Annotated in this window: 21 protein-coding genes and 1 other RNA gene; 8 read left to right on the top strand and 14 right to left on the bottom strand. The window is 51.1% G+C overall.

Annotated elements, in window-relative coordinates; translation table 11 throughout:
• Window positions 1-184: 184 nt before the first annotated feature.
• Both cls and ACQ9LF_RS09170 read left to right on the top strand, forming a co-directional pair.
• On the top strand, window positions 185-1,579 hold the full coding sequence (gene cls / locus ACQ9LF_RS09175) for a cardiolipin synthase (protein WP_462489095.1): 1,395 nt from the start codon (window positions 185-187) through the stop codon (window positions 1,577-1,579).
• Between the two features lie 71 nt (window positions 1,580-1,650).
• The gene (locus ACQ9LF_RS09170; protein WP_462489094.1) at window positions 1,651-2,232 is read left to right on the top strand and encodes a sulfotransferase family protein; all 582 of its coding nucleotides are present in this window, start codon (window positions 1,651-1,653) and stop codon (window positions 2,230-2,232) included.
• Between the two features lie 7 nt (window positions 2,233-2,239).
• Here the strand turns inward: ACQ9LF_RS09170 and rlmN are convergent, their stop codons facing one another.
• Both rlmN and ACQ9LF_RS09160 read right to left on the bottom strand, forming a co-directional pair.
• On the bottom strand, window positions 2,240-3,274 hold the full coding sequence (gene rlmN, locus ACQ9LF_RS09165) for a dual-specificity RNA methyltransferase RlmN (RefSeq protein ID WP_462489093.1): 1,035 nt from the start codon (window positions 3,272-3,274) through the stop codon (window positions 2,240-2,242).
• Between the two features lie 59 nt (window positions 3,275-3,333).
• On the bottom strand, window positions 3,334-3,786 hold the full coding sequence (locus ACQ9LF_RS09160) for an FHA domain-containing protein (RefSeq protein WP_462489092.1): 453 nt from the start codon (window positions 3,784-3,786) through the stop codon (window positions 3,334-3,336).
• A 167-nt stretch (window positions 3,787-3,953) separates the two neighbouring features.
• On the opposite strand from ACQ9LF_RS09160, the gene ACQ9LF_RS09155 reads away from it, so the two are divergent.
• On the top strand, window positions 3,954-4,601 hold the full coding sequence (locus tag ACQ9LF_RS09155) for an HAD family hydrolase (protein WP_462489091.1): 648 nt from the start codon (window positions 3,954-3,956) through the stop codon (window positions 4,599-4,601).
• A gap of 73 nt (window positions 4,602-4,674) precedes the next feature.
• On the top strand, window positions 4,675-5,397 hold the full coding sequence (locus ACQ9LF_RS09150; protein WP_462489090.1) for a hypothetical protein: 723 nt from the start codon (window positions 4,675-4,677) through the stop codon (window positions 5,395-5,397).
• On the opposite strand, the gene hisD is transcribed toward ACQ9LF_RS09150, so the two are convergent.
• The 4 genes from hisD to ACQ9LF_RS09130 are packed head-to-tail and all read right to left on the bottom strand — an operon-like array spanning window position 5,398 to window position 10,021.
• Complete coding sequence (gene hisD / locus ACQ9LF_RS09145; RefSeq protein WP_462489089.1) at window positions 5,398-6,702, bottom strand: histidinol dehydrogenase; 1,305 nt, start codon at window positions 6,700-6,702, stop codon at window positions 5,398-5,400.
• 12 nt (window positions 6,703-6,714) lie between these two features.
• Complete coding sequence (locus tag ACQ9LF_RS09140) at window positions 6,715-7,488, bottom strand: hypothetical protein (RefSeq protein ID WP_462489088.1); 774 nt, start codon at window positions 7,486-7,488, stop codon at window positions 6,715-6,717.
• Between the two features lie 8 nt (window positions 7,489-7,496).
• Complete coding sequence (locus tag ACQ9LF_RS09135) at window positions 7,497-8,042, bottom strand: LOG family protein (protein WP_462489087.1); 546 nt, start codon at window positions 8,040-8,042, stop codon at window positions 7,497-7,499.
• Window positions 8,043-8,044: 2 nt separating this feature from the next.
• The gene (locus ACQ9LF_RS09130) at window positions 8,045-10,021 is read right to left on the bottom strand and encodes an aconitate hydratase (protein WP_462489086.1); all 1,977 of its coding nucleotides are present in this window, start codon (window positions 10,019-10,021) and stop codon (window positions 8,045-8,047) included.
• Window positions 10,022-10,368: 347 nt separating this feature from the next.
• On the opposite strand from ACQ9LF_RS09130, the gene ACQ9LF_RS09125 reads away from it, so the two are divergent.
• The 3 genes from ACQ9LF_RS09125 to ACQ9LF_RS09115 are packed head-to-tail and all read left to right on the top strand — an operon-like array spanning window position 10,369 to window position 13,536.
• Entirely contained in the window at window positions 10,369-11,619 is a 1,251-nt protein-coding gene (locus tag ACQ9LF_RS09125; protein WP_462489085.1) for an argininosuccinate synthase, read from the top strand.
• A gap of 54 nt (window positions 11,620-11,673) precedes the next feature.
• A complete protein-coding gene (locus ACQ9LF_RS09120; protein WP_462489084.1) occupies window positions 11,674-12,822 on the top strand; it encodes a prepilin peptidase in 1,149 nt (382 codons plus the stop codon).
• A gap of 30 nt (window positions 12,823-12,852) precedes the next feature.
• On the top strand, window positions 12,853-13,536 hold the full coding sequence (locus ACQ9LF_RS09115) for an OmpA/MotB family protein (protein WP_462489083.1): 684 nt from the start codon (window positions 12,853-12,855) through the stop codon (window positions 13,534-13,536).
• A 17-nt stretch (window positions 13,537-13,553) separates the two neighbouring features.
• On the opposite strand, the gene ACQ9LF_RS09110 is transcribed toward ACQ9LF_RS09115, so the two are convergent.
• From ACQ9LF_RS09110 to ACQ9LF_RS09075, 8 genes are all read right to left on the bottom strand, one after another.
• On the bottom strand, window positions 13,554-16,106 hold the full coding sequence (locus tag ACQ9LF_RS09110; RefSeq protein ID WP_462489082.1) for a ComEC/Rec2 family competence protein: 2,553 nt from the start codon (window positions 16,104-16,106) through the stop codon (window positions 13,554-13,556).
• A gap of 35 nt (window positions 16,107-16,141) precedes the next feature.
• Window positions 16,142-17,416: a serine--tRNA ligase gene (gene serS / locus ACQ9LF_RS09105; protein WP_462489081.1), complete on the bottom strand. Its 1,275-nt coding sequence runs from the start codon at window positions 17,414-17,416 to the stop codon at window positions 16,142-16,144.
• Between the two features lie 37 nt (window positions 17,417-17,453).
• A complete protein-coding gene (locus ACQ9LF_RS09100; protein ID WP_462489080.1) occupies window positions 17,454-18,761 on the bottom strand; it encodes a beta-ketoacyl-[acyl-carrier-protein] synthase family protein in 1,308 nt (435 codons plus the stop codon).
• Window positions 18,758-20,080: a beta-ketoacyl-[acyl-carrier-protein] synthase family protein gene (locus tag ACQ9LF_RS09095; RefSeq protein ID WP_462489079.1), complete on the bottom strand. Its 1,323-nt coding sequence runs from the start codon at window positions 20,078-20,080 to the stop codon at window positions 18,758-18,760. Before ACQ9LF_RS09095 ends, ACQ9LF_RS09100 begins: the two co-directional genes overlap by 4 nt.
• Window positions 20,080-20,568, bottom strand: coding sequence for a 3-hydroxyacyl-ACP dehydratase FabZ family protein (locus tag ACQ9LF_RS09090; RefSeq protein WP_462489078.1), 489 nt, complete (start codon window positions 20,566-20,568; stop codon window positions 20,080-20,082). Before ACQ9LF_RS09090 ends, ACQ9LF_RS09095 begins: the two co-directional genes overlap by 1 nt.
• A 150-nt stretch (window positions 20,569-20,718) precedes the next feature.
• The gene (locus ACQ9LF_RS09085) at window positions 20,719-21,108 is read right to left on the bottom strand and encodes an acyl carrier protein (protein ID WP_462489077.1); all 390 of its coding nucleotides are present in this window, start codon (window positions 21,106-21,108) and stop codon (window positions 20,719-20,721) included.
• A gap of 68 nt (window positions 21,109-21,176) precedes the next feature.
• Window positions 21,177-21,647 carry a 3-hydroxyacyl-ACP dehydratase FabZ family protein gene (locus ACQ9LF_RS09080; protein WP_462489076.1) on the bottom strand — a complete coding sequence of 157 codons (471 nt, stop codon included), beginning with the start codon at window positions 21,645-21,647 and terminating at the stop codon, window positions 21,177-21,179.
• A 322-nt stretch (window positions 21,648-21,969) separates the two neighbouring features.
• Complete coding sequence (locus ACQ9LF_RS09075) at window positions 21,970-22,677, bottom strand: DUF502 domain-containing protein (RefSeq protein WP_462489075.1); 708 nt, start codon at window positions 22,675-22,677, stop codon at window positions 21,970-21,972.
• 270 nt (window positions 22,678-22,947) lie between these two features.
• On the opposite strand from ACQ9LF_RS09075, the gene ffs reads away from it, so the two are divergent.
• Window positions 22,948-23,046, top strand: an RNA gene (gene ffs, locus ACQ9LF_RS09070) — signal recognition particle sRNA small type.
• Window positions 23,047-23,106 lie beyond the last annotated feature (60 nt).

Below are 23,106 nucleotides of genomic sequence, written 5' to 3'. Positions count from 1 at the left end.
ATTCTCATTTGATGGTTCCTGTTCTGTCGCGCAGACGGTTGACCAGAGTCTATCTCTGTGTTATTGTATCATAATTAGATAGGTTCTGTAAAATATCTATAGAATGTGCAAAAAACAATCTGTGTTAAATTGGGATATATCAAAGGCAAGGCGGATTTGAGGATTTTGCACCAAAGGGCATCAAATGACCGGATGGATTATTCTACAATGGCTGATTGCACATGTCGAATTGCTGATCGGCTTTATGGTGGGTATCGTGCTCATTGCGCATGTTCTGACTCAAAAACGCTCGCCATCAGGCACGATTGCATGGCTGCTGGCCATTATCCTGATTCCTTATATTGGCGTCCCTCTGTATTTAATGTTCGGCGGCAGAAAAATGAAACGCACTGCCGCCAAAAAATCAGCAACGTCGTTATCCCGCCCCTCGCGGCGATTGGACGTTCCGCGAACGCAAGTCGATGAATTGCTCGAAAGTTATGGCATCCCCAATGCCACTGACGGCAATCGGCTGGAATTCCTGACCGATGGCCAACAGATATACCATAACCTGATTTCCCTGATTGATAACGCACAGCATTCTATATATATCTCAACCTTTATTTTTCGTCCGGATGAGGTCGGCAAAGAAATCCGAGACAGACTCGTGCTCAAAGCTCGTCGGGGGCTCGACGTGCGTGTTTTGCTTGACGGATTTGGGGCGATTCAGACCGGCCGTCGTTTCTTTGTTCCGCTGGCCGAAGCCGGCGGAAAATATGCATTTTTCATGCACCGGCTTTTTCGCGGCAGAACAAACCTCCGCAATCATCGCAAAATCGTTATCGTCGATAATCAAACCGTACTGGCAGGGGGGGCCAATATCGGCAAAGAATACCTTGGCCCTGAACCCGACCCGAAGCGATGGCAGGATTTATCCTTTATATTAAAAGGACCTGCTGTGCGGTCTTACCTTGAAATTTTTCATTCGGACTGGGCTTTTACAATAGGCACAGATGATGTACCAGCCCAGGCGGAACCGGCCGGATATTATGATAGCCCCAATGTTGCCATTGTTCAGGTTGTTCCATCCGGGCCTGATATACCAGGTGACGCCCTGTATGATGCAATCCTGACCTCCCTGTACAATGCTCGACATAAAATCCAGATCATAACGCCGTACTTTATCCCGGATGAGCCTCTGCTCTATGCCCTCCAGCTTGCTGTTCGACGGGGCGTCCAGGTCAAAATTATCGTCCCTGCCAAATCCAACCACATGATAGCAGATATTGTCCGGCGGATATATCTGCGAGAAATGCTTCGTGTAGGAGCTGAAATCTTTTTTTATACCCCGACAATGATTCACGCGAAAACCATTCTCGTGGATGACACCCTGGTTATGATTGGTTCGGCCAATATGGACTCACGAAGCCTGTTTCTAAATTATGAAGTTATGTTAATTACTTACAGCCGTCCTCAAATTACCCAAATTCAAACCTGGATGGCTCGCATCGAAAAAGCCTGTATTCATTGTGAATTGAAAGCCGGCTTTATGCGTACTTTATTCGAGCATGTGATTCGCCTTTTTAGCCCATTATTATAGCCCAATTCCGATTGATTTATGATTGATTATGGGTATAATATCGCTTTTATAACAAGATTGGATAAATACCCATGGAACAGAAAAATGATTTTGTAACTATTGTAGCGGGACTTCCCCGCTCCGGGACTTCAATGATGATGAATTGCCTCCAAAAGGGGGGGCTTGAGCTTCTGGTGGATAATATCCGCAAAGCAGACGAGGATAATCCCCTGGGCTATTTTGAGTATGAGCCAGTGAAGAAAACAGCACAAGACCCTTCCTGGCTGCCCCACGCCTGCGGAAAGGCTGTCAAAATGGTCTATCGCCTTCTTTATGATTTGCCAAAAGGGTATGAATATCGAGTCATCTTCATGCAACGCGATATGGCGGAGGTACTTGCTTCCCAAAAAAAAATGCTTGAACGCAGCCAAAAATCGGCTGCCAAAGTCTCCGATGACCAGATGGCCGCTTTATATCAGGCCGATTTGCAGAAGTTTTTTCTGTGGATTGCCCAGCAGCCGCATTTTAAGATGCTGATTGTCAATCATCGCGATATGCTGAATCATACGCGGGAGCAGTGTGAGAAAATATCCCATTTTTTGGGAGGCCGACTCAACATCGAAAACATGGTTCAAACCGTCAACCCGTTATTATATCGCAATCGAAATCAATAACCAGAAATCAGGTTGCAGGTTTAAGCCAATCGGCCCCCAATTGTCCGCAGGCCGCCCGGATCGAACGTCCGCGTTTATAGCGAATGACGGTTTCAATTCCTTCGCGTTCCAGAATCGCAGCGAACTGACGGATTCCTGCAGGGCTTGCAGCCGTAAAATCACAGCCATCAAAGGCGTTAAACTCAATCAGATTCACATTGCATTTAAAAGGCTTGATCAGGCGAGCCAGAAGACGGGCTTGCTGCGGTGAATCATTAAAATTTTGTATCATGCAATATTCGAATGTGATCCGCCGGCCGGTCTGGTCCTGGTAGTGCCGCAAAGCAGACATTAGCTCGCGTATAGATACTTTCTTGGATATTCTCATTAGACATTGCCGGGTTTGGTCGTCCGGCCCATGCAGTGAAATTGCCAGCCGCGGCAACAATGGCTCTTTTGCTAAACGCGTAATACCCTCCGTCAACCCGCAGGTTGAAATCGTAATATGCCGAATCCCCATATTCTGGCCATCGGAATGATGAAGCAATTCTACGGACCTCATGGTTGCTTCGTAATTATCCAGAGGCTCACCCATTCCCATATATACGATATTCTGAACTTTGCCCACTTGAGCCTGTATCTGATAGACCTGGTCGACAATCTCTCCGCAGGTTAGATTTCGCTGATAGCCCAGGTTCCCAGTGGCACAGAACAGGCATCCCATTCGACAGCCTATTTGCGTCGATATGCACAAGGTATTGCGGCCATCGTCCAAAAGCCGGACCGCCTCAAGCCGATTCCCATCGGGGGTCTCAAACACAAACTTTATCGTCCCGTCCAGATCCTCGAAAGTCTTGATCCGTTTCAGCGACGAAATAGAATAGCCTGCCTCGGTCAACGCGGCACGAAAGGTTTTGGAAAGAGGGGTAATCTGTTCCAGAGAGGAAACGTTTTTCTGGTGAATAAAAGTAAATAAATAACGGACAACAAATGACTTCTGCCCATATTGGGCTGCCAGTTGTTCCAGCTCATTCCATGTCAGCGATTTCAGGTCTTTTATCATCCCGGCATCATAACGATTTTTGTGCCGGCAACCAAAGAAAAATTTGCATGCCCGTAAATTTACATATCTTTAAATGTTGTCATATCGTCATCAGGGAAATGATGGATTTCCGTGGATTGACTTTCGCTCAGGTCCGCATTGGCCAGGTCTTTGACGAATTCATCAAATTGATGGTCTGCGGTAAGTTTTTCCCCGTTTTTCTCTTCCAGAGGCTCTTGAACCGGCTCAATGGGCTTGACACCGGTCACATCGGCCGGGTTGCCATCAATTTGAATCACGAAGGTGACAGGCCCGATTCGCAACTGATCTCCGGGATTCAGTCGAATTTCATCTATTTTCCGGCCATTGACAAATGTACCATTTTTGCTACCCAAGTCGCGCACCATCAATCGCCCTTGGTCCATATTGATTTCGCAGTGTTTACGGGATGCAACAGAGATGGGTATACATAAATCACAGTCCTGCCGACGCCCGATGGTGGTTACGGCACTGGGTAGGTTGAATGGTTTCACAGACCCGTCTTTTTTTAACAACAAAAGATTTACCTGCATTCTGCCTCCCTGAAAAATTCTTTGAGTACAAAGAAATTATAGCGTATGATTTGTTGATTCTGCAAGAAAAAAACGGAAATGACGGGATAATTTATCCAAAAACAAATAAAAGATAATAAGTATCTATTATGAAGCACAAAGCTGTATTTTTCGACCTTGACGGGACTCTTGTCGATACCCTCGATGATCTTACGAATGCGATGAACTATGCTCTGAATCTGCTCGGACAACCTTCCATCAGTCGGGAAGAATGCAGAGCGATGATTGGCAATGGTCTTGCCGTATTTGCTTACAAAGCCCTGCCTGACCATGCCAAGCATCTTCAGCAGCAATTGATTAGTGAAATGAAGAAACGCTACCTGGCGACCTGCCTTAAAGAAACCACGATTTATCCGGGCGTGTTGGAGTTTGTGGACCAATGCCGCCAAAAAGGATTGAAATTGGCGGTAATCAGCAATAAAGAACACAGCCTGACCCATAAAATTGTCCAGCATTACTTCGGGCCGGAACGATTTGAATGTATTCTCGGCCAGAAAGAAGGCCTGAAAATCAAACCCGACCCTGCTCCGGTAAATTGGGTTATGAACGAACTGGGAATCAGCAACCCCAAAGATGTTCTGTATATCGGCGACAGCGATATCGATGCACAGACGGCTCTGAATGCTGGGGTGGATTTCGTCGGGGTCAGCTGGGGATTTCGATCCATTGAACAGATTAAAGCTGCCGGCGGGCAAATAATCGTGCATCAGGCCGCCGAAATTCTGGAAATTTTATGATTTGGTACTGTCTATATTCCCAGAGTGCATTATCGTACTAAACATAGACAGAGTAGCAGAAGAAAACAGATTTATGAAAGTCCACCAGGATGAACATGTCCTGCAAAGCCCGGCTGCGCCGCCGCCCTGGTACTGGCCGTTTTTGTTTCCATTAAACGAGACCGGCCTGGGCATGATCGGGGTGTTCATCCTCTGTAAAATTGTTCTTGGCGCCCTGGCTTTTGTACCAATCGCCACAATTGGCTTTGTCATAGCCATCCTATCCGCCATAGTCGAAGGATATATTGGCTGGTATCTGTGCCTGTGTGTGCAGGTTACCGCAGAAGGACAAACCACAGCCCCCGATATTCTGCAGGAGGACGAAGGCGATTATACGGAAATAATAGCCAGGATGAGCCGAATTTTGTTTGCGGCTGCTCTCTGTTTTACGCCGGGATTCATCTATTTGATCTGGACCCGAAAGACGGATGAAACATTATGGCATATTCTGGCTGTCGGTTTGTTCTTCCTGCCGATGGTCTTATTATCCACTATTCTGCATGATTCTCTCTGTGGCCTCAATCCGATTCTCATTGTGCTATCCATTATTCGCACTCACCTGTATTACCTGCTGCTGGTTCTGTGTTTTTGCATTCCGTTTGGATTATTTGTTGTGCTGGCAATCTACGCCAATCGGTGGGGTATTTGGATGGCTCTGCCTGCAGAGGCAATGACCTTATACCTGGCTTTTGTCGGCTCCGCCATGCTGGGCCGGTTTTATTACCGAAATGAATCTCGTCTTGACTGGGGTATCTAATCAGCCGCGACGAATCTGAACGCTTCTGGCGTGAGCATCCAGTCCTTCGGTCATTGCCAATCGGATAATGTCATCGGCGCTGTCAGCGAGCTTGCGGGCATCGAATTCGATGATACTGCTGGACTTGACAAATTCGTTGCTGGTCAGTGCACTGAAGAACTTGCTGGTCTGGCGGGTCGGCAGGGTATGGCTTGGCCCGGCGTAATAATCGCCCGCGGCAACCGGCGTGTAGGGTCCGATGAATATAGCCCCTGCATTGACTAATTTTTCGCTGACAGCCTTGCTCTGATCACCGCATTGGACCTGCAGATGTTCAGCGGCAAAGGCATTGGCCCAGTCAATGACCTGTTCCATGGTCTTAAGGACTACAATGCCGCTGTAGGCCAGAAGGCACGCCCGCGTCGCTTCCGACCGTCCCAGCCGGGCGACCTGGTGTTCCAGTTCCGCCAGAACCGCCTCAGCCAGCTTTTCCGAGGCGGTTACCAGAATCCCTGCGCCCGGGTCATGTTCAGCCTGACTGAGCATATCTGCGGCCACCCATGCCGGATTTGCCTGCTCGTTGGCCACAATCAGCACATCGCTGGGCCCGGCAAAGGAATCAATATCGACCAGCCCATACACCTCTTTCTTGGCAAGCTGTACCACATCATGTCCCGGCCCGACAATCTTATCGACCTTGCGAATCGTCTGCGTTCCCCATGCCAGTGCCGCTACGGCGTGTGCACCGCCCAATCGATAGACTTCCGTAATCCCCAGTTCAAAACACAGTCCCAGAATCACCGGATGAATACCGCCCTGATATCGCGGCGGAGAAATTACTACAATATCCCGCACGCCGGCGACCTGTGCCGGGACTGCGGTCATAATGACTGTGCTGGGCAGGGGAGCACTGGCGCCTGGAATACAAACCCCTACCCGCTGTAAAGGACGGTACCGGATACCCGCCGAGGTGATTTTGTTCCCGATAAAAATCTCGGCCTGATAACGACGGACATTCTCTATAGCCTTTCGCAGGGAACGCAGCAGATCGTTATCCAGACCGGCATGGGCTTTTTTGAGTTCCTCCTGCGGGATACGAAACTGGCAAGCAGACAGCTTGACTTTATCGAATTTTTCCGTGAATTCAGCAACTGCCTCATCCCCTCGATTGCGAACTTCTTCAACAATCGCACGGACGCTCTGAGCCAGTGATGTTCGGCTGTGCAAAAAAGCCTGCATCGAATGTTCGTCCAGCAGATGACGGACTTTGTTTTGGAAATCCGGATCGCTATGATGCATCACGATAGAACGTAAAGAAGCACTCAAAGAAGTCCCTCCTTAAGGTGTGAAGTTGCCGTTGGAATAGGTTCGCTGGGCCCGGTACAGCAGCAGATATTGCTGCCCCTGACTTCGCGAGAGAATCCCCGAAATCGTATAGCGGTAGCGTCCCATCGCACGGGCCAGCGCATCTTCGGTCATTTCCAGTGTCAGACAGGGCAGCAGCACATAATCCGCCGTCTCCACCTTGCGGCCAAAACCATCCGGCTGGAATTGTCTGGTCTGGCCCAAAGTAATATACCCGGCCTTGCTAATCAGCGACGAATCTGCAGTGGTTTGTGCGGTCGTCTCGCTAATCTGGGCCAAATCGACCTTACTTTGCGATCGAAGCAGCTTCATAATATCGCTGGGAATGACTTCCGAATCCGTGCTGTTGGGGTCTGTCACGGGGGAGGCTTCTGCCGGGACAGGAACCGCCTTTTCCGGCTCAACTAACGGCATGACTTGAATCGGAAACAGGTAATTTTCCTTTCGGTACAGCGTCAAAATCCCCCAGATTTTAATCCGTACCTCGGTGTTCTCTTTGGCAAAGGCCCGTATCTGGTCCAGACCGCCCGAAGCCAGAATTTTCAGGGGAATGCCGGACGGAAATACCGTTTTCATATATTTCAGTTCCGCATCCGTGGAAAACGTCCACAGGTTTTTATCGACCTTGTCCTGTCGGGCAATGCCGTCGATGGCATTCAGCACAAATCCTTCCGGTAATGTCGGTCTGGCTGCCTGGGCAATGCCAGCACCCGTCCATACCGCAAGGCAAAGGAATAATCGTTTCATATCCATGTTTATCTTGATTCCGTCGAAATGAAATGTCGTTTCAGGAATTCTACGGCCTCTGCCAGGTCTTCAGCAACAGCGAGGCTGTCTTTGCTGGCCAGGTCTGCCTGTTCCATCATCACCACCAGCGGCTGCCAGAAATCCCGCATGACCACAATCGGCTTATTTGCCGTCTCAAAACGCTTGTGTTTGTGTTCCCACACATACGCCAGTTCCAGCAGCGTTCCGGTTCCGCCAGGCAGGACGAGGTAGCCATTACCGATTTCGACCAGTTTTTTTAGCCGCTGGTCAAGATTGTCGGTAGCCAGTTCTGTACTGACATACGGATTGGCCTTGCCGCGTCGAAAGGCTTTACAGGTCACGCCGAACACCTGTGCACCTGCCTGAACCGCACCCTGTGCCGAGGCCAGCATCGTGCCGCCATACCCGCCATTGGCAATATCAAATCCTGCTGCGGCCAATGCTCTGCCGGCTTCCATCGCCAGTGTGAATACCGTATCGCCTTCAACGACCTTGCTGGTACCAAATACTGTAATAATAGGTCTGGATTTCAAAATCATCGCCGTCCGGCCATCATCTTGGTGTAGTGCAGCAGGCCTGCATGCAGCAGGATATCCCGGTCTCGGGCTGACAAGGTCAGCTTGCCTCGGAAGGTCTGGCCGCTGGTCTTGTTCTGGATCGTAACCTCATCCCGTCCCTGAATCGCAGCAGTCAACTCTTCAATTGCAAGATCATCATCAGCGTTAATTGCCTCATAATCGGCTGGATTGGCAAACTCAATCGGCACGATCGCAAAGTTAATCAGGTTCGCTTTATGGATTCGCTCAATACTTTTGGCGACAATCGCCCGCACACCCAGATACATCGGGCACAACGCCGCATGCTCACGACTGGACCCCTGTCCATAGCTTTCCCCGGCAATAATCACCCCGCAGCGATCCTGGGCCTTCAGGGCCAGTGCCCGATCCGCAAAAGTAGGTTTGCCTTCTTCATTGAAGCAGTTAAACACATATTTTGAATATAACGGCACATTGGAGCGGTATTTCAAAAATGCCCCGGCCGGCATGATATGGTCGGTCGTAATCTTGTCACCACATTTGAGCAGTACCTTACCGTCCAGATGTTCCGGCAAGGGCTTGGGCGATTCCGGCACGACTATTGTCGGCCCGCGGAGCACCTGGGCCGCGCCCGATTCCTCCGGCGACAGCGGCGGCAGCAGCATACTGTCATCAATCAGAAATTCCCGCGGCACACGAATCTTGGGATATTTAATCCCCATTAACTGCCGCAGGTTGCGAGGATCGGTAATCTCACCCATAATTGCCGAGGCAACCGCGGTTTCCGGACTAACCAGATAACACATGTCGTTCTTGGTTCCTGTCCGCCCTGCGAAATTCCGATTGAACGTCCGCAGTGACACCACGCCATCAGCCGGCGAAAATCCCTGCCCGATACATGGCCCGCAGCCGGATTCAATAATTCTCGCCCCGGCTGCAATCATATCTGCCAAGGCCCCATTGCGAGCCAGCATCTCCAGCACTTGCCTGCTGCCCGGCGCCACGCCAAATTCCACCATCGCATCAATCTGCTTGCCTCGCAGCACCTCCGCCACCAGCATCATATCCGTATAACTCGAATTTGTGCAGCTTCCGACAATCACCTGCCCAATTTTAAGCCCTTCGATATCCCGGATGGCCTGAATATTATCCGGTGACGACGGACACGCTGCCATCGGCACCACCTCCGAAAGATTAATCGGAATCACACGTTCATATTCCGCTCCCGGGTCTGCATGAAGGGGCTGAAAATCCCGCCCGCGGTCCTGGGCTTCCAGGAATGCCTGCGTCAATTCGTCGCTTGGGAAGATACTGGTCGTAACGCCCAATTCCGCGCCCATGTTGGTTATCGTAGCCCGCTGCGGTACTGTCAGCGTCTTGACGCCCGGCCCAAAATATTCCACGACGCACCCCACATTGCCCTTGGTCGTCAGGATGCTCAGCAATTTTAAAATGACATCCTTGCTTGAGACCCACTCGTTCAGCTTGCCAGTCAGCTCCACGCCGATCACCTTCGGGCAGGTCAGATAAAATGGCCCGCCCCCCATCGCTACCGCCACATCCAGCCCGCCGGCACCCATCGCCAGCATCCCCATTCCACCACAGGTTGGCGTATGCGAATCGCTGCCCAGCAGCGTTGCCCCAGGCCGAGCGAATCGCTCCAGATGCACCTGGTGACAGATGCCGTTGCCTGGCCGCGAATGCCACGCCCCATGCTTGGTCGATACCGTCTGTAAATACAAATGGTCGTTATGGTTTTCTGGCCCGAACTGAGCCATATTATGGTCCACATAACTGACCGACACCTCGGTCCTGACTCGTCCGGTGCCCATCATCTCAAACAACAAAAACGCCGTTGTCCCCGTCGCATCCTGGGTCAGGGTCTGGTCAATGCGAATGCCTATAGGGTTACCCGCCTTCAATTCGCCTTCGACTAAATGTTTATGTAAAATCTTGTATGTTAATGTCCGATTCATTGTTAAGCCTTTGCAATGACAAAAGTTACGGTTTTCTTCATGTGCTTGGTGCTCGAATCTGCTTAATTCAATTTACCACAGTAGTGCCTGAAAAACAACGTTTTTGCACGAAAAAACCCACTTTGTCCCCCTTGGTCTCTGGCACAATGAATAGGGGTTCTTAAGTGCAGTACTCCTGCATTCAATGTCCCTTTGGAACCTTCAATGGATTCAACTAAAAATGGTTACCTTCAAGGTGCAAGATTTGCACGCATAAATTTTGTATCTTGTCAAGTCGGTTCATTGTGTCTATAATACCTCTTTTATGATTATCTATGATTTATGTCGGCATTAGAAAGGAAATAGTAATGACTGCCAGGAATAAACCGGAAAAAGTAGTATTAGCTTACAGCGGCGGGCTGGATACCAGCGTGATCCTGCCATGGCTGAAGGAAACATATGGGTATGAAGTGGTGGCGTTTGCCGCCGAACTGGGACAGGGTGACGAATTGGCAGGCATTCAGAAAAAGGCTTTGGCTACGGGTGCAGTCAAGTGCATTGTTAAGGACCTCCGCAAGGAATTTGTGGAAGATTACATCTGGCCCATGCTGAAAAGCGGCGCGGTGTATGAAAACGGGTACCTGCTGGGTACGAGCATTGCTCGCCCGCTGATTGCCAAGCATCAGGTTGATGTTGCCCGCCAGACCGGGGCAACGGCGGTATCCCATGGCGCTACCGGCAAAGGTAACGACCAGGTGCGGTTTGAGCTGACATTTATGGCACTGGCGCCGGATTTGAAGATTATTGCCCCCTGGAAGGACCCGAATTTCACGCTGACCAGCCGGGAGGCAGCCGTCGAATACGCCAAACAGCGAAAAATCCCGATTCAGCAGTCGGTTAAGAAAATTTATTCGCGTGACCGGAACCTTTGGCATATTAGCCACGAGGGGGCGGACCTGGAAAATCCGGCCAATGAGCCGAAGGATGAGATGCTGGTTCTGTGCCGGCCCATTTCGAAGACCCCAAACAAGGCCGAATATGTCGAAATCGGATTTGAGCAGGGTATCCCGGTAAAGTTAAACGGCAAGACAACCGATGGCGTCAAGCTGATTGAAACCCTCAATATTATCGGCGGCATCCATGGTGTCGGTGTTGCGGATTTGGTGGAGAATCGTCTGGTGGGAATGAAATCCCGCGGAGTATATGAGACGCCCGGCGGAACGATTCTGACGACGGCTCACAGGGCACTGGAAATGTTGTGTCTGGACCGGGAGACAGCTCACTATAAACAGCTGATATCGCTGAAGTATGCCGAAATGGTCTATTATGGACAATGGTTCTGCCAGCTCCGTGAGGCGCTGGATGCATTTGTGGACGTAACGCAGCGGAATGTGACCGGCACTGTGCGGCTCAAGCTCTATAAGGGGAAGGCTACACTAGCCGGCATGACCAGTCCCAAGAGCCTGTATAATCCGGATCTGGCCAGCTTTACCATGGGCGCCGAATACAATTCCACCGATGCAACCGGATTCATTCGGCTATTTGGTCTGCCAATGAAGGTGGCCGGGATTGTCAGCCGTCAGACCGCTGCAGCCAAGTCTGCCAAAAAGAAAAAGTAATAATACCCAACGGGTATAGAAAAGGATATCGGCGTGTCGCCAGAATGGATTTGGATGGCGTTTATTGCTGCGTTCGGGGCCTGCGTTGGCAGTTTCCTGAATGTAGTCATTTATCGGCTGCCGCGGGAGAAATCCCTTGTGTGGCCGGGGTCTGCATGTCCATCCTGTGATACGCCGATACGCTTTTATGATAATATTCCGCTGTTTTCATGGCTGATTCTGGGGGGGCGATGTCGGGCGTGCAAAACCTCGATTTCTCCCCGTTATTTTCTGATTGAACTGCTGACGGCGTGCCTGTTTATCGGGGTCTATCTGTGGTATTTTTATTTTGAGGGCCGACAGATGGAACTGCCGGGCGAAATGGCAATTCAGCGGTTTATGGCTGGGGGGTGGCTGGTCTATCTGAATGTGATGATTCTGGTGTCGGTGTTTCTGGCGGCCTCGGCGATTGATCTGGAGCTGTGGGTTATTCCGCTTGAGCTGTGCTGGTTTGTGACGGCAGCGGGAATTATCGCGGCCAGTGTCAGCGGGTATGTGCTATCCCCTTCGCAGATAGATATTCACCAGATTTTTCCGATGGCAACTCCTACACAGGCATCAATTGCGGCGGGAGCGGGGATAGGGCTGATTATTTCGCTGGGCTGCCTGAAATCAGGATTGATTAAGCCAAGTTATCCGTATCCGGAAGGTCACGAAAAAATCTCGGACAATCCGGAATCGCAGGAGCCGGAATTCGATGACCGGCGGGAGATATTAAAAGAGATCGTTTATCTTATTCCGATAATAGCGGGAGGATTTGTCGGGTATATGTTTGTTCGCTCCGAGGCTGGATTGGCAATGTGGGATCACTGGCTTGGGATTCCGGCTGTTCGGGGCTTTTTCGGGGCGTTGATGGGGTATTTTGCAGGCTGTACGGTGGTCTGGGCGACCCGGATTGCTGGGACTCTGGTTTTTGGCCGGGAAGCGATGGGGCTTGGGGATGTGCACCTGATGGGAGCCGCGGGAGCAGTGATTGGGCCGTGGATGGCGGTGCTGGCATTTTTTATCGCTCCGTTTTTTGGGCTGATCTGGGCATTATATCAATGGATTTTCAAAAAAAGTCGACAAATTCCGTATGGTCCATTCTTGTCAATTGCGGTTTTTGGCGTTATGATTTTCGATGACTGGATACGAAATCTATTTATGAACTGGTATGGTTTTTAACACTGACATAGACGAAAGGGAGGTCACATTATGAAAACCACAGGAAAAATGATGTTTGTTTTGGTTGGACTGGTTGCTGCAACGATGCTGACAGGCTGCACCGACTGGAAGAAGAAATACGAGGCTCTGGACGTGGAATATCAGAACGTCAAGGGATTGTATGAAAACTGTGAAGCGACCCTGTCAAGTTCCGCATCCGAAAAAGGCCGGCTGGAGCGGGATTTGGCGGACAGCAGGCGGCAGCTGGAAGAAATGCAAAGGCAAATAGCCACCAAGCAGGCGACTCCTGCTCAAGCGACTGGATTTGAGGGGGTCGGCGATGTTGCCGTGGATGCCGCTGCGGGGACGATTACCGTAACCATCAGCGATGCGATTCTGTTTGCCTCAGGCAGCGCGACGCTGAAGAGTGCTTCGATTGCCGAACTGGACAAGGCCTATAGCGTGCTGCGTTCCAAATATGCCGGACGCAAGATTGACATTGTCGGCCATACGGACACAGACCCCATCAACAAGACCAAGAACAAATGGCAAGATAACTGGGAACTGTCGGCAGAACGAGCCCTGACGGTGGTACGGTACTTAGTGAAGAAAGGGATTCCGGATGAAACGATCCGGGCTGCCGGTTGTGGCGAATCGCGTCCGGTTGCATCCAACAGCACGGCTGCAGGCAAGGCCAAGAACCGCCGCGTGGAAATCGTTGTGTATATGCGATAGCAGCGGATCGCTCGGACTTATTGAGAGTTGAGAAAGCCGATGGTACTATATGTACCGTCGGCTTTTATTTTGATTTCGACCGCACCGTCACGGCCGGTGTAAAAGGCCTGCTGGTTTGGTGCAGGCAAGCAGACATGACTCAGCCGGCTTTGCGAACAACTGGCGATGAGAATATCGGGGGCGATGCAGGCGATGAAATGGGGGGCCAGGTTGGTGGTTGAGCCATGGTGGGGCAAAATCAGGATATCGGCGTGCAGGTCCGGGTATTGTTTCAACAGTTCCGTCTGGGCTGCAGCTTCAATGTCGCCGCACAGGAGAATGGATTTGCCGGCATAGGTAATCAACAGGACCTCGGATCGGTCGTTGTCGGATAGCGACAAAGAGACGGCGTCTGTTGGCCAGAGACTGCGGATTTGGATGGAATCGGAGTTGAGGAGGCGGGGGATGGGCTGGATGGGGATGTTGTACTGATTCAGTTGCCGGATTAATTGAGCCGGGGCGGAGGGGGATTGAGCTCGATCGATAAATGTGGTATTGGCATACACAGTGTTGAGGAAGCCGGTTGCGGCGATTTCCGGCAGGCCATTGAAATGGTCAAGATCGCCGTGGCTGATGAAAGCGGCCCGGAGGCGGTCGATTCCCTTATATTTGAGATAGGGGATAACAACACGTGATCCGGGGTCCTTATGGCTGATGGAGCCGGTATCAAACAGATAGGCATCGCCGCGGGGCGTCCGGAGCACGATGGCCTGGCCATGGCCGACAGAAAGACAGCACAGCGACAGACCCTCTCGGTGGGAATGAAGGTGAACAGCAAGCCCAGCAATCACAATCGCAGTCAACACTGTATATCCGAGTTTTCGTGCAACAGCGTGAAGATGATGTCGGAGCAGCCATATCAGGATGAGCAAATAATATGCTGCGACAATCCAGCCGGCAACAGGACCGATGCGAAACGAGGTGAAATCGACGGCAGCAAACCATTGGACGGCGACGGAAAACAGGCGGCAGCAGTGAAGAATGACTACACTCATCATCGCAGACAGGGTAGGCAGGAAACCCGCCAGCAGTATCTTGAAAAAGCCCAGATAAAGGATAATCGGTACGATAGGAGCCACGAGGATGGTCCAGAAGGTGCACAAGGGCGTAAACGAACCAAAATGCCACAACAGAATGCCGCTGCCGCCGAACCAGGCGGCAAAGCCGACCGCGCCCATTTCAATCAGAATCTGGATAAGCCAGTAGAGTGTGCGTGCGGGTAAAGAGCCGGTGGCTAACAATTGACTCTTTTCGAGAGTATATTGGCTGAGTCGACTGAGAGTAGGTTTATAGAACAACAGAATGCCCAGAATGGTGCCGTACGAGAGCTGCCAATCGGGATAGAATAAGTCCATCGGGCGGTACAAAAGCATAACCAAAGCGGCAACAGCCAGCGTATTGACAGGATGGGGCCGGCGGCGAAACAGCATTGCAGCACAAAAAATCCAGCAGACGACCACAGCCCGCAGGGTGGGTGCCCGGGGCGGGACAATAAGGGCGTAGGCGGTGATAAGAATCCAGGTAACGATGGCACGTTTTCGTTTTTCGAGACCGGCGGCTTTGGCAATCCACCAGACAATAGCGGCAATAATGGCCATATGCATCCCAGACAGGCTGATGATATGTGACAGGCCAGTTCGGAGAAACGCTTCATTGGTTGGCAAATCGATGGTTTGCTGATACCCCAGAAGAAGTGCGGCTGCCATCGCGGTCCGCTGGTCGGATTCATCTGGCATTTCAGACAGCAAGCCCTGCCAGGCCAGCCGCTTCAGAGCAGAAATTATATGATGGAAGGTAAGACCGACTGGTCGGTCCAGCACGCAAATACCATCGCTGGTCTGAACAGCAGCTGACAGGTGGACCCCGCGGCTGTGCATATACTTCTGAAAATCAAACTGTCCGGGGTTGGCAGGCGGCTTCAAGCCGCTAAGGATACAGTACATCTGGACACGATCCAGCGAGCGGATATGAACCGTCGGCTGGGCGATCTGGACACGAATAACACCGCGAGCCGAGGCCCAGTCGCCGGTTCTGGTCTGGTACTGGTCAAGAGCCAGATAAAAGCTGCGGGCAGGTTCGGTAAACTGGTAATCCCCGAACAGCCAGCTTTTGCGGTTTTCGCGATAGATGTCGCTGATGATGGTTCCACGAATCGTCGCAGGATAGGGTTCGGAACGAACCAGAAGCCGGGCATCGTTGGGATAGGGGGTATGAAAATAGTCCAGCCGCAGCATCCCCAGCCAGACAAACAGCAGCGTCAGGCACAGCGTAAGCCATGCAGCCTGATGATGAAGGCTTTTGAATCGGCGTAAAGCCAGGGAAAGCAGCACCGTCATCAATGCACCGATGAAGCAAACCATCCAGCAAAGACGCAGGCTTGATCCCAGACTAAGACCGATGATAAAACCGACTGCTGCAGGAAGAGCAGGGACGGTAATGAGAATCGTCTCAATCACCGGCGGCCTGACTGCTAGCTGCTCGTCCAGTCGTTGGATCTGCTGCGCAATGGGGTCCAGCGTTTTGAGCCGCATGGAAGCCGTCCTCCTTCATCAACGGCTTAGGTCAGTTATTTTTTGGGTTCGATTCGCTCCCGCCCGCCCATGTAGGGCCGCAGAACTGCAGGGATAGTAATGGAACCATCGGCATTCTGATACAGTTCCATGATGGGAATCAGGATGCGAGGTGAGGCAATCACTGTATTGTTAAGCGTATGGCAGAAGACGTTTTTCTTCTGTTCGGTTTTGTATTTGAGATTCAGGCGTCGAGCCTGGAATTCATAAAATCGGCTGGCCGAGTGAGTTTCTCCATAGCTTTTGCGGGATGGCATCCAGGTTTCAATGTCAAATTTCTGAACCTGACCGCGGCCGAGATCCCCGGAGCAAACATTGACCACACGATACGGCAAGCCAAGGGCTTGCAGGACAGCTTCGGAATTACCCAGAATTTCCTGATGATATTGGATACTTTTCTGTTCGTCGTTTTCACCAATAATAACCTGTTCGACCTTGTCAAACTGGTGGATGCGGTACAGGCCGTAGGTGTCTTTGCCTGCAGCGCCGGCTTCGCGGCGGAAACAGGAACTCATGGCCACAAATTTGACGGGAAGCTGTTTTTCGGTCAGCATTTCATTCATATAATAGGCCGTCAAGGGCACTTCGGCAGTACCGACCAGGTTGAGTTCGTCTCGCTCCATCTGGTAGGTCTGTTCTTCGGAGCCGGGAAAATAACCGGTACCCCGCATGGCTTCGTTACGCATCAGCAGGGGGACGATCATCGGGGTATAGCCGCGGCCAATCATAAAATCCATCGCAAAATTCATAACGGCCCGATGCAGCATGGCACCCTCTCCCTTGAGGAAGTAGTTACGCGTGCCGGCCAGTTTGACACCGCGTTCCATATCAATCATATCCAGTGCCTGGCCCAGCTGAATGTGGTCTTTGGGTTCGAAATCGAAGGTGCGAATTTCGCCCCGTTTATACAGTTCGACATTTTCGGTGTCATCCATACCCAGCGGTACTTCCGGCGAGGGGGGCTGCGGCACCTCAAGCATCAGGGCGTCAAATTCAGGCTGGATTCGCTTGAGTTCGTCGTTGAGGGCGGCTTCTTTTTCCTTAAGCTTGCTCAGTTCAGCCAGGACGGCCTGTTTTTCCTGGGCCGGCAATTTGGGGATTTCTTTGCCGATACGGTTTTTTTCAGTGACGATGTCCTGAAGCATTTGTTTGGCAGCCATAATTTTGCTGTCCAGTTCAAGCAGAGCATCAATATCGACATCAAAACGTTTGGCTTTGGCACCGTCTTTAAAAAGCTGAGGATTTTCCCGTACAAGCTTGATATCTATCATTTTTGATCCCTCAAATCGTTAAACCAACAGTCTGAACTTACTCTTTATATCGCTTGATGATGATGACATTATTTTGTCCGCCGAAACCAAAGGATTCCTTGAGTGCCACATTGACTTGGGCTTTCCTGGGTTTGTTGGGGACATAATCCAGATCCAGGTTCGGATCCGGCTCATGCAAATTCATGGTCGGCGGCAGGGTATTTTCCTGAATTGCCATAACGCAGGTGATCAGCTCGGCGCAGCCAGTGGCACCGATAAGGTGACCAAACTGGCTCTTGGGACTGCTGCATGGAATTTTATAGGCCTGCGGACCAAAGACGGTTTTAATGGCCTTGGTTTCGATGGAGTCGTTTTCAGAGGTACTGGTGCCGTGAGTGCTGATATAGTCGATGTCGTTGACCGTCAGGCCCGCATCTTCGAGAGCACGCTGCAGGGCCTGTACCGCACCGCGGGCATCTTCATGCATATCGGTCACGCGAAACGCATCGCTGCTGGAACCAAAACCAATGACTTCAGCCAGAATCGTCGCCTTTCGTCTCTGGGCGTTTTCGAGTGTTTCCAGGACGACAATAGCTGCACCTTCACCCAGTACAAATCCATCGCGCGTTGCAGAGAACGGACGTGAGGCGGTCTGCGGGCTGTCATTGCGGGTAGACAGGGCTGTCAGGCGATTGAACCCGGTAACGCCCAGTGGGTGTATCATCGAATGACAGCCGCCGGCAATCATGACATCGGCTTTCCCATAGCGAATCAGCATGGAAGCTTCACCCACAGCCTGCGTACTGGCAGCACAGGCTGTCAGACAGCTGCGACTGATGCCCCGGGCACCGGTCAGCAGGGCCACGTGGGCAGCAGGCATACTGGGCTCCTGCTCGAGTTCCTGAGTCGGGGTCATTTTTATGGCAGCAGATTGAACCCAGGCATTCCAATCCGGCTGTTGCTTCTCCTCGACCCAGGAATCAATCAGCGATTGAAAGAAAGCGTCGTTGTTGACGGAACCTTCGCCTGCCCCCAGATAAATTCCCATTCGTCGGCGATCAATCCCGTCGGCGGGGTGGTCGGTTTCGATGTCGATACCGGCCTGCCTGCACGCCTGGGCGGCGGCGCCAACGACAAACTGTGAGCCGCGATTACCGGTATTATGCAATTGGACATTTTTGACAAAACGGCTTAACTGGTAATCTTTGACTTCGGCATCAAATTGCGTGGGAAAGGTGGAAGCGTCGAACAGTGTATTGTATCCCATACCGTGTTTGCCGGTCATGAGCCCCTCCCACATTTCAGCAACCGAATGCCCCAGGGGGCATATGATTCCCATGCCTGTAATAACGACTCTATGTTTCATTGACTTTCGTCCTTAATTGACTTGAGAATAACTGCGGCACACTGTCCGCCAAAAGAGTAACCACAGCACAAAACATAATTCAACGGCTGATGCAGCGGCTCCCGGAGAAAATGGAGTTTGCATCCGGCTGTTGGAGAATCCAGATTGACCGCCTTACCGGTTTTCCCGTGGCAAATGGCCAGGGCAGCGGCAATTAAATCCAATGCTCCTGCGGCAGCACCGGAGTGCCCCAGCAGTGCCTTGGTCGGCCAGACAGGAACCACACAAGCGGCCTGCCCAAGGGCGTTCTGGATGCCGATGGCTTCAGCCTGATCATCGCAGGGAATACCCGTGCCGCACGGGATGATCAGATCCAGTTTGTCCGGGGTGATACCGGCCTGCTGCAATGCGGTTTCAATAGCATAAGTGACAGCTTGACCATTTGGTTCCAGATGGGTATAGTCCGGATTCAGACTGTGGCTGGCACCCCAGCCGGCGACTTCGGCCAGCATGGATGCGCCGCGGTGACGAGCGGTCTGCATGTCTTCGAGAACCAGGGTTCCGGCAGCTTCGGAAAACACCGTTCCGGCAGCCTGAGCATCAAACGGCCTGCAGGCGGCTGAGGGATTGTCATTCGAGGAGCAATTGGCTCGTTTCATCAAGTACTGACGAACGATACCGAAGGGATGAATGCGGGTCTCGCCGCCTCCTGCCAGGGCGGTTTCGACATCACCGCGAATAATCATCTCGGCGGCTTCCGAAACCGCCAGGTAAGAACTGGCATCGCCGCAGGTAATGGTATTGCTGGGGCCCTGGATATCGTGAATAATGGCCACGTGACAGGGCAGCATATTGGGCAGGTATTTGAGCAGCCACAGGGGGGTCAGGGTCTGCATTCCTTCACTGCCCCATTTGCGAATATCGAATTTGCCGTCAGTGACACAAAGCTTGACGGACTGGGCCATCTCTGTCAGATCACAGGCGATCAGGCCGGCCCCATAGTTGATGGCGGTTCGCTGGGGAATCAGCGTGGGGGTCTTGCCTTCGTCGGCTTTGCTGATTAGGCCGCTGTGTTTGACAGCCTCATGCGAAGCGGCAACGGCCAGCTCAATGTCGCGGCTCATCAGCTTGGTGGCTTTACGATGACTCTTGGGGACATAGTCACGGATGTTAAATGGGGGGACTTCGCCGGCGATTTTGCAGTCAAAGGCAGACGCATCAAAATTGCGAATCGGCCCCAGCCCGCACCGACCTTCGAGAAGCCCCTGCCACATCTGGTCACTGGTTAATCCAAGCGGAGAAACGGCCCCGACTCCGGTAATCACAACCCGACGCTGCATTAGTTGGCCCCCTCCGTGGTTTGGGTTTCAACGAATCCGGTCAGCAGGGAATTGAACATGTCGGTAAAGACAAAATTTTCTTCCGGGAATTTTTTGCCCGCCAGGTTTTTATCCACATGACTGAACATCAGGTTAATCTGAGCGATCAGGGTGTCGCCGCGTTTGATGACACCGGTGGTGCTGGCGGCTTCCGGGGCGATGGATTCGATCTCCGCATGCAGAGTAATGGTGTCGCCCGGGCGGACATAGTGATGGAACACCGCGTTTTTTATCTTGGCCAGGACGACTTTTTCCTGGAACTTACGGGCCTCACCGACGAGGATACCGGCCGTCTGAGCCATGGCCTCGATCATCAGGCACTCGGGCATAATCGGGAAACCCGGGAAGTGGTCGTGGAGATGCTCCTCGGCCAGGGACACATTTTTAAGCGAGACCGCCCGTTTTCCGCTTTCAAATTCCAAAAATTTATCAATCCAAATCCAACGCATAATTTTGTTCTCAAAAAGGCTATCGGCAGGAGCGCCACATCAGCGAGCCTGCCGATACATCCAGTTTATGGTTTTTATTCAATTTCAGAATCCAGCCCATCTCCAGGTCCGATTGGGTGAAAATGGAAAAGGAAAATGAACGTGGAAGACTTATTTCAGTTTGCCTTCGATAAAGTTCACGATAGCGCTGACAGTGAACAGGTCCGCAATCTTGTTGACGTCGGGATTCTTTTCGAATTCCGAGAAATCCGTATGCGGCATCTTGGCCTTCAGCTCAGCAAGCCCTTTGGCGGTAACTTTGCCGCCGCTGACATATTCGGGATTGTTCATCACCGCTTCGGCAGGGAAAAGCTCTTCGCGGGGCACCTTGATATTGAATGCCTTTTCCAGACGAAATACGATGTCCAGAAAATCAATGCTTTCAGCCCCCAGATCGCCCATCAGCGTGGCGTCTTCGGTCACATCACTATCGTCCAGTCCCAGCGCATCAACCAAAACATCCTTGACCTGATTGAAAATGTCATCTCGGCTCATTGCCATAATATCTGTTCTCCATTATTGTTTCCAAAAATCCTTCGCCGATGGCGATTTAATTTATTGACTATCCATTATTCGCTGTAAAGCAGCTTCCACCGTTTTTTCATGTTGTCCACAATCTGACCATCGACATGAGCCAGCTTGGGATTCTCATCACCCAGGTTAAAATGCCGCATCGTGAAATTGGCAGCCACAATTTCCTCATCGCCACAGACACCGACACCCGTAAAACTGCTGGTGTTGTCCTCAAGGGCCTTGGCGGTCACCGTGTAGCATATCTGCATACCCGGAGCGGCAAAGCTTTTATACCGCACATTCCGAGCACTTTCCAGCAAAACCATGCTCTGGGCAAAGTGATTGTTCTGCCGCACCAGCCAGGAGGCTGACTCAATCAGACCTTCCAGTAATAACACACCCGGCAGGACGGGGAATATGGGGAAATGATCCGCCAGATATTCCTCGGCCAGCGAGACGCTTTTGACCGCGGTCAACGATTTTCCCGGCTCTATGGCCGTTACTTTGTCTATCAGTATGAATTTCATAGCCTGCGAATTGTAGCTAAAAGCTTTCCTTTTTCCAGTTTTTTTTGGAGTTTTTTCAGAATTAACAAGAAGTAATAGACAGGGTAAAATTTGGATTGGAGCTGGTTGTACATTTCAGTATAATTATGGATGTATTAATTCCAGTAATTACCAGGTTGTATGATGCATAATCTATGATCCACTGCATATCACAGACAACCCCTGGAGTTAGCAGACCTAAAATCTCGTAAGAATAACATGATTTAAAACAAGCAAAGATGCGGTGAAATGCTCCTTAGATAATGATGATGTTTCGGGCATGGCTTCGTGGCTCTCAATAAAATTATTGGATAAGGTTCTGGTTTTGCGAAATAGGCCCTGTGATGGGGAAAGTGTCTGGGGCAACAATGCCACCGGAGATAATCATTTTGAATGCCTCTTCGACGGTCATTTTGGTCAAAAAAACCTCGCTGGCTGGCAGCATGATAAAAAAACCCGTGGTTGGGTTGGGGCAGGTCGGAATGAATATCTTGCAATAGGCCGAGTTTGTATTGTCTCGGATATTGCCTGTCAGGAATCCAAGAGAATATAGCCCTTTTCGTGGGAATTCGACCATGACCACCGATTTAAAAGCCGTATTGTCCGGCAGGGACAGGGCCGTGGTAACCTGTTTGGTGGCCGAGTAGATAGTACTGGCTAAGGGAATCCGCATGACCAGAGTCTCGCCCAATGCCAAAAGTTTCCGGCCTGCAACAAATTTGGCGATAGCTCCTATCAGATAAATGATAAACAGCAGGCACAGAATAGTGGCCACCGAGATGGCATATTTAACATAGTGCTCGGGGAGTTGCTGCATTAAGTGAATCTTCAATAGAAACGCCAGCACTTTGTTAACAATAGGCTCAAGGAAGCCCTTGAGAGCGTTGAACAGCCAGAAAATGATGACAATCGTTACCGCAAATGGTACGATAACGAATATACCACTAAGGAGACGATTCCGGATATTCAAAGACACATTTTTATAAAAACTTTGATTATGTTCGCTCGACATTCTACACACCTGCTACCTGATTGATTCGTAATAGAAGTCACCGACTATATCCTGTTTTGTCCGAAAAACAAGCTATAATGGGGGTGAATATTTTGATTCACTAAGCAAGACCATGAAGCCATCTTATTTGCAGGGTCACAAAATAATGAGAAATGCAGGGTATTTCGAGTTTTTTCTGGAAATTTCCGGGCAAGCGACTATACTAACTGCCTCATTCGAGTTCAAATAGGATCGAATGCGGGATAGAATTAACGACAAACAAATTTTGATGGTCGGGTCCCATGCAAGTACCGCGCGTGAACCGGGTCAGGCGGGGAACCGAGCAGCCCTAAGCGGCCGGCGGGCTGTGCCGTGGCAAACCCGACCACTTTTCTATATTCAGCGAGTATGTTTTGGCCTCAAGCACCGTGTGCCGGGGCAGAAATCCAT

The organism is Anaeroglomus insulsum (assembly GCF_050689095.1).
Classification (GTDB): Bacteria; Planctomycetota; Phycisphaerae; order Sedimentisphaerales; family Anaerohalosphaeraceae; genus Anaeroglomus; species Anaeroglomus insulsum.
Note: the sequence above shows the minus strand (reverse complement) of the source record. Positions and strands in the feature narration are given on the sequence as shown.